This is a genomic window from Mesorhizobium sp. M2A.F.Ca.ET.067.02.1.1 (assembly GCF_004023285.1).
Taxonomy (GTDB): domain Bacteria; phylum Pseudomonadota; class Alphaproteobacteria; order Rhizobiales; family Rhizobiaceae; genus Mesorhizobium.
In genome coordinates, this window is the sequence record NZ_RZSB01000339.1 from 1 (window position 1) to 6,257 (window position 6,257).

The 6,257-nt window shown below is 64.1% G+C and carries 9 protein-coding genes; 7 read left to right on the plus strand and 2 right to left on the minus strand.

Annotated elements, in window-relative coordinates; genetic code table 11:
• The first annotated feature begins 54 nt into the window (after positions 1–54).
• Positions 55–183, plus strand: coding sequence for a hypothetical protein (locus EOA28_RS40370; RefSeq protein WP_245501574.1), 129 nt, complete (start codon positions 55–57; stop codon positions 181–183).
• On the opposite strand, the gene ruvX is transcribed toward EOA28_RS40370, so the two are convergent.
• Positions 125–607, minus strand: coding sequence for a Holliday junction resolvase RuvX (gene ruvX, locus EOA28_RS21330; RefSeq protein WP_126082629.1), 483 nt, complete (start codon positions 605–607; stop codon positions 125–127). The genes EOA28_RS40370 and ruvX overlap by 59 nt on opposite strands.
• Before the next feature lie 118 nt (positions 608–725).
• Between ruvX and EOA28_RS21335 the strand changes: the two genes are divergently transcribed.
• The 5 genes from EOA28_RS21335 (at position 726) to EOA28_RS21355 (ending at position 4,691) form a co-directional block, all read left to right on the plus strand.
• Entirely contained in the window at positions 726–1,433 is a 708-nt protein-coding gene (locus EOA28_RS21335) for a metal-dependent hydrolase (protein ID WP_127251489.1), read from the plus strand.
• Between the two features lie 115 nt (positions 1,434–1,548).
• Positions 1,549–1,836: an Asp-tRNA(Asn)/Glu-tRNA(Gln) amidotransferase subunit GatC gene (gene gatC, locus EOA28_RS21340; RefSeq protein WP_126082631.1), complete on the plus strand. Its 288-nt coding sequence runs from the start codon at positions 1,549–1,551 to the stop codon at positions 1,834–1,836.
• A gap of 3 nt (positions 1,837–1,839) precedes the next feature.
• On the plus strand, positions 1,840–2,298 hold the full coding sequence (locus EOA28_RS21345) for a GNAT family N-acetyltransferase (RefSeq protein ID WP_127251490.1): 459 nt from the start codon (positions 1,840–1,842) through the stop codon (positions 2,296–2,298).
• On the plus strand, positions 2,298–3,863 hold the full coding sequence (locus EOA28_RS21350) for an amidase family protein (RefSeq protein ID WP_128315228.1): 1,566 nt from the start codon (positions 2,298–2,300) through the stop codon (positions 3,861–3,863). Before EOA28_RS21345 ends, EOA28_RS21350 begins: the two co-directional genes overlap by 1 nt.
• 30 nt (positions 3,864–3,893) lie before the next feature.
• Positions 3,894–4,691: a YdcF family protein gene (locus tag EOA28_RS21355; RefSeq protein ID WP_127251492.1), complete on the plus strand. Its 798-nt coding sequence runs from the start codon at positions 3,894–3,896 to the stop codon at positions 4,689–4,691.
• On the opposite strand, the gene EOA28_RS21360 is transcribed toward EOA28_RS21355, so the two are convergent.
• Positions 4,664–5,383: a DUF599 domain-containing protein gene (locus EOA28_RS21360; RefSeq protein WP_126082635.1), complete on the minus strand. Its 720-nt coding sequence runs from the start codon at positions 5,381–5,383 to the stop codon at positions 4,664–4,666. The two genes, EOA28_RS21355 and EOA28_RS21360, sit on opposite strands and share 28 nt — an antisense overlap.
• 179 nt (positions 5,384–5,562) lie before the next feature.
• On the opposite strand from EOA28_RS21360, the gene EOA28_RS21365 reads away from it, so the two are divergent.
• Positions 5,563–6,257 (plus strand): serine dehydratase beta chain (locus tag EOA28_RS21365; protein ID WP_281060913.1); only part of this gene is annotated, 695 nt, incomplete at its 3' end.

The window sequence follows — 6,257 nt, forward strand, 5'->3', positions numbered from 1 at the left end:
GCCATCATACCGGGCATGGTGGCGCGGACCTGCGTTTTCGACTTCTTCCTGCTCATGGGGCTGTGGGCCTTCCGCCGGCGGCGCAACATCGCCGAATGGATAAGGCAGCGCCGGCAGGGCGACATCAGCCCCGATCGGCTCGGCCAAGCGACTGAAGCCGGTCCAACGCTCCCTGCAGAATAAAGGCGGCGGCCGCCGAATCGATCTTGCCGGCGCGCTTCTTACGCGAGAAGTCCATCTCGATCAGCGTCCGCTCGGCAGCGACCGTCGACAGCCGCTCGTCCCACAGCAAGAAGGGCAGGTGGGAAAGCGGCGCCATGTTGCGGACGAAGGCGCGCGATTTTTGCGCACGGGGCCCTTCCGAGCCGTCCATGTTCACGGGAAGGCCAAGCACGATGGCGCCGACATTGTCCTTCGCGAGCTGAGCGAGCAGTTGGGCGGCATCGAGCGAAAATTTCTTGCGCAGGATGACCGGGCGCGGATGGGCGAAGGACAACCCGCGGTCGGAGACGGCCACGCCGATCGTCTTATCGCCGAGATCGAGCCCGGCGAGCGTCTTGCCCTCGGCGAGACGCTCCGGCAGTTCCTCGATTGAAATAATGCCCAACGGCTTCCTCTGACATTTGGGCGTCACACATCCTTTTGACGTTAGGAAGCGCTGCGCCACTTTAAATTTGCCGCCAGCGTTCTATCCTTTGGCAACGGGAAAATCGAGGAAAGCATTCATGAAACTGACCTGGTACGGGCATTCGGCATTCCGCGTCGAGACCAAGGACGCCACCATTCTCATCGACCCCTATCTGGTCGGCAATCCGTCCTGGACGGGCGGCTGGGAAGGGCCGGCGGAAGGTGTGACTCACGTTCTCCTGACCCACGGCCATAACGACCATGTCAGCGGCGCGGTCGAGGTGCTGAAGAAAAGCGGCGCCATGCTGGTCGCCAATTTCGAGATCTGCATGTACCTCGTCGGCCAGGGCGTCAGCGGCGACAAGATCAATCCGGGCAATATCGGCGGCACCGTCGATTGCGGGCCGTTCACCACGACGTTCGTCCAGGCGCTGCATTCGTCCTCCTTCGGCGGTGAAGGCGGCACCAACACCTATCTCGGCAATCCGGGTGGACTCGTCCTGCATTTTCCCGAAGACAAGACGCTCTACCACATGGGCGACACCGACATCTTCTCCGACATGGGGCTGATCAACGAGCTGCACGAGCCAAAGGTCGGCATCGTGCCGATCGGCGACCGCTTCACCATGGGCGGCGCGGTGGCGGCCCTTGCCTGCCGTCGGTTCTTCGGCTTCGATACCGTCGTTCCCTGCCATTTCAGGACTTTCCCGATGATCGACCAGACCGCCGACAAATTCGTCGCCGGCATGGAAGGCTCGGGCGTCAACGTGGCGCTGCCTGAGATCGGCAAGCCGATCACGATCTAGGTCGCCTCATCGACCATTGGGGGGCAACGGGCGCAATCGCTCCGGCATCATGCATGTTGCGCGGCAGACGCCGCGCCGCTATAGCCCGCACTGGTTTTCCCGAGGCGAAAAGAACATGTCCGTTGATCTTCAGACCGTGAAGCGCGTCGCGCGCCTTGCCCGTATCGCGGTGAGCGAGGAGGACGCCGAGCGCATGACCGGCGAATTGAACGCCATTCTCGGCTTCGTCGAGCAATTGAACGAGGTCGATGTCTCGGGCGTCGAGCCGATGACCTCGGTCACGCCGATGGAGATGAAGAAGCGCCAGGATGTCGTCACCGACGGCAACAAGCCCGCCGACGTCGTCGCCAACGCGCCGGCGACGGAAGAGAATTTCTTCCTCGTTCCGAAGGTGGTGGAGTAGACCGTGGCTGTCGAGATCGCCGTCGAGACGCCTCTGCAGGACGACGTGCGCGCGCTGGTCGCCGAACTCAACGCCGCGCTGCTCGAGCTGACGCCGGCCGAGCATTGCTATCACCTGACGGTCGAGCAGATGGCCTGCTCGGACACGACGGTGTTCATCGCGCGCGACAACGGCCTTGCCGTCGGTTGCGGCGCGCTGAAGCGCCACGACGAGGCGACCGGCGAGGTCAAGCGCATGTACACGCGGCCTTCGCATCGCGGCATGAAGATCGGCGCCGAGATCGTCGGGCGGGTCGAGGCGCTTGCCCGGCAGGAAGGGCTGACGCGCCTGGTGCTCGAAACCGGCGATCGCCATCCCGCCGCCTGGACCGTCTATGAGCGCGCCGGATTCACGCGTTGCGGACCGGTGCTGGATTATCCCGACTCCGAATGGTCGGTGTTTTACGAAAAGAGCCTTGCCTGATGAGCGACCTCACACATCTCACCATTTCCGAGGCCCGCGCCAAGCTGCGCGGCAAGGAGATCACCGCGGCCGAGATCACCGAGGCCTATCTGGCGGCGATCGATCGCGCCAATCTTTTGCTCAACGCCTATGTGGCCGTCACCGCCGACAAGGCGCGTGACATGGCAAGGAACTCGGATGCCAAGCTTGCCAAGGGCGAGGGTGGCGCGCTGGAGGGTATCCCGCTCGGCATCAAGGATCTGTTTGCCACCGAAGGCATCCACACCCAGGCCTGCAGCCACGTGCTGGACGGTTTTAGGCCGCGCTACGAGTCCACCGTAACCTCCAATCTGTGGGCCGACGGCGCCGTCATGCTGGGCAAGCTCAACATGGACGAGTTCGCCATGGGCTCATCCAACGAGACCTCCTATTACGGCCCGGTGATCAATCCGTGGCGGCGCTCGCGTGTCGATACGGTCGTCATGCCGACGACGCATCAGGGTGATGGCGGCTTCGTCTCCGCCGGCGGCACCAAGACCCAGCGCACGCTCGACAACGCCCAGCTGGTGCCGGGCGGTTCGTCCGGCGGCTCGGCATCGTCCGTGGCCGCGTTTCTCTGCGCCGGCGCCACCGCAACTGACACCGGCGGCTCGATCCGCCAGCCCGCCGCCCTGACCGGCACGGTCGGCATCAAGCCGACCTATGGCCGTTGCTCGCGCTGGGGCATCGTTGCTTTCGCCTCGTCGCTCGACCAGGCCGGGCCGATCGCCCGCGACGTGCGCGACGCCGCGATTCTGCTGAAGTCCATGGCTTCCGTCGACCCGAAGGACACGACCTCGGTCGACCGCCCGGTGCCGGACTATGAAGCGGCGATCGGCAAGCCGATCAAGGGCATGAAGGTCGGCATTCCGAAGGAATACCGTGTCGACGGCATGCCGCAAGACATCGAGGCGCTCTGGCAGAAAGGCATAGCCTGGCTGAAGGATGCCGGCGCCGAGATCGTCGATATCTCGCTGCCGCACACCAAATATGCCTTGCCGGCTTATTATATCGTGGCCCCTGCCGAGGCTTCGTCGAATCTCGCCCGCTACGACGGCGTGCGCTACGGCCTGCGCGTGCCCGGCAAGGACATCATCGACATGTATGAGAAGACCCGCGCCGCCGGCTTCGGCCGCGAGGTCAAGCGGCGCATCATGATCGGCACCTATTTGCTGTCGGCCGGCTATTACGACGCCTATTATCTGCAGGCGCAGAAGGTGCGCACGCTGATCAAGCGCGACTTCGAGAATGTCTTCGCCGCCGGCGTCGACGTCATCCTGACGCCTGCAACCCCGTCGGCCGCCTTTGGCATCGCCGACGAGGACATGGCCTCCGATCCGGTCAAGATGTATCTCAACGACATCTTCACTGTGACGGTGAACATGGCCGGCCTTCCCGGCATTTCCGTGCCGGCCGGCCTCGACGGCAAGGGCCTGCCGCTTGGCCTGCAGCTCATCGGCCGCCCGTTCGACGAGGAGACGCTGTTCCAGACGGCCAATGTCATCGAGCAGGCGGCCGGCAAATTTCAGCCGGAAAAGTGGTGGTAGGCTCATACCTCATCTGACAGAGGGTGAGGGATGTTCTACTACTTGTCGAAAGTCTTCTGGTTCTTCGGCCAGCCGATCAATCTGGCGATCTTCCTGCTGCTTGCCGGACTGTTGGCAGCGCTGTTCAGGCGCCGCCGGCTGGCGGCGACGGGCAGTGTGCTCGGCATCGCCATCCTGGTTCTTTCGGCCTGGACGTCGGTCGGCGCGATGATACTCAACCCGCTGGAAGAACGCTTTCCGAAGCCGCCATTGCCCGAGAAGGTCGATGGCATCGTCGTGCTTGGCGGCGGCTTCGAGGGCGCCATCAACCTGGCGCGCGGCGGTTATGAGCTGAACAGCGGCGGCGACCGCATGGTGGAGACGGCGATCCTCGCCAGGCGCTTTCCCCAGGCGAAGATCGTCGTGTCCGGCGGCAATGGCTCGCTTTTCCTCGACGGCGAGGGCGATGCTGACACGGCGCCGCGCCTGCTAGGCGCGCTCGGCGTTTCGGCCGATCGCCTGATCCTCGAGGACAAATCGCGCAACACCTACGAGAACGCCGTCTTCTCGCGAAAGCTTGTCGAGCCGAAGCCTGGCGAGACGTGGCTGCTGGTCACCTCGGCCTTCCACATGCCGCGCGCCAAGGCGCTGTTCGACAAGGCGGGCTTTGCGACCATTCCGTGGCCGGTCGATTATCGCACATCGGGCAGGGAGGGCGTCGGCATCTACCGCGACAATCCCGTTGATTCGGTGCAGGCGACCACCATTGCGGTGCGCGAATGGATCGGGCTTTTTGCCTACCGGCTGTCCGGCAGGATCGATCAGCTCTTTCCCGGACCGGGCGGCTGACCGAGCACTGCCTGCCGCGCCGCCGAGAAGAACTGGCGGCGCACCAGCACCGCCAGAAGCACCAGCGTCGACATCACGAAGACGACCGGGTCGACGAACCAGCCGAGATAACCGATCGAGAAGAAGACGGCGCGCAGCCCGGCGTTGAAGTGCTTGCCGGCGAGCACGTTCATCCGCGTCGCCCGCCACACCGCGGTTTCGCTGACCGGATTGCGCGAGGCAGGGCCATGCGGGGTCGGCACGGCGCCGATCAGGATCGAGCAATAGTTGAACAGCCGGTAGGCCCAGCCGAATTTGAAGAAGGCGAAGGCCAGGATCAGCACCAGGCCGAATACCTTGGTCTGGAAGGTTTCGCGCGACGAAGCCTCGCCGAACGGCAGGTCGGCCAGAACCTGGAGCACGCGGTCGGAGGCGCCGAGCAGGGCAAAGCAGCCGCCGAGCGCGATCAGGGAAGACGAGGCAAAGAAGGCGGTGCCTTGCTGCAGGCCGCCCATGATGGCGGTATCGACAATGCGTATCTCGCGCTCGGCCATATTGCGCATCCAGGCCTCGCGCTGGGCATTCATCGCGGTCGTCAGCGAGACGCGGCTGATCAGCTTGCCGTCGGAGGCGAGCGTGTGCAGCACCCAGACGACCAGAAAGAAGGTCAAAGCCGCCAGATCTGCCAATGAGAGATGGAGTGAGTCGCCCATGCGTTCTTGTAACACAGGCGACGCCGGCGCTTCGACGGGGCAGGAGGCCTCAGCAGGATGATGTCGCTGGCGGAGCAAACAAGGTCGGCAGCCGCCGCGCCGCGACTTGCAAAACAGCGGAAACATCCAGGGAATTCCTATATGTAAGTTTCTGACCGGCGCTCAGGAGACAACGGCCCGTGTTCCTTTCGGTTTTCGACCTGTTCAAGATCGGCATCGGGCCGTCGAGCTCGCACACGATGGGGCCGATGACGGCCGCGCGCCGTTTCCTCGACGAGATCCTGGCCGGCGATTGGCCGCGCCCGGCAGGCGTCAAAGTCGACCGCATCGGCGCCAGCCTGCATGGCTCGCTTGCCTATACCGGCATTGGCCACGGCTCGGACCGCGCCGTCATGCTCGGCCTGGCCGGCCAGACGCCGCAGACGGTCGATCCGGACGAGGCCGACGGCATCGTCGCCCGCATCGGCGCGGAAAAGCGCATTTCGCCGCCGGGGCATCCGATTTACCGTTTCGATCCCGCCAAGGACCTCGTGCTCGACCGCAAGACGCCGCTGACCGGCCACGCCAACGGCATGGCCTTCTATGCCTATGATGTGTCCGACCGGCTGCTGCTCAAGCGCATCTATTATTCGATCGGCGGCGGCTTCGTCGTTTCCGAGGAAGAATTGCAGCGCATGAAGGCCAAGGGCTCGGTGACGACCGAGGGCAGACGAGTGCCGTATCCCTTCAAGAATGCCGTCGAGATGCTGGCGATGGCGACAAAGAGCGGGCTTTCGATCGCCGAGATGAAACGCGCCAACGAGGAAAAGCACATGTCGCGCGAGGAGCTCGATGCGGGCCTCGACGCGATCTGGGGCGCGATGAAAGGCTGCAT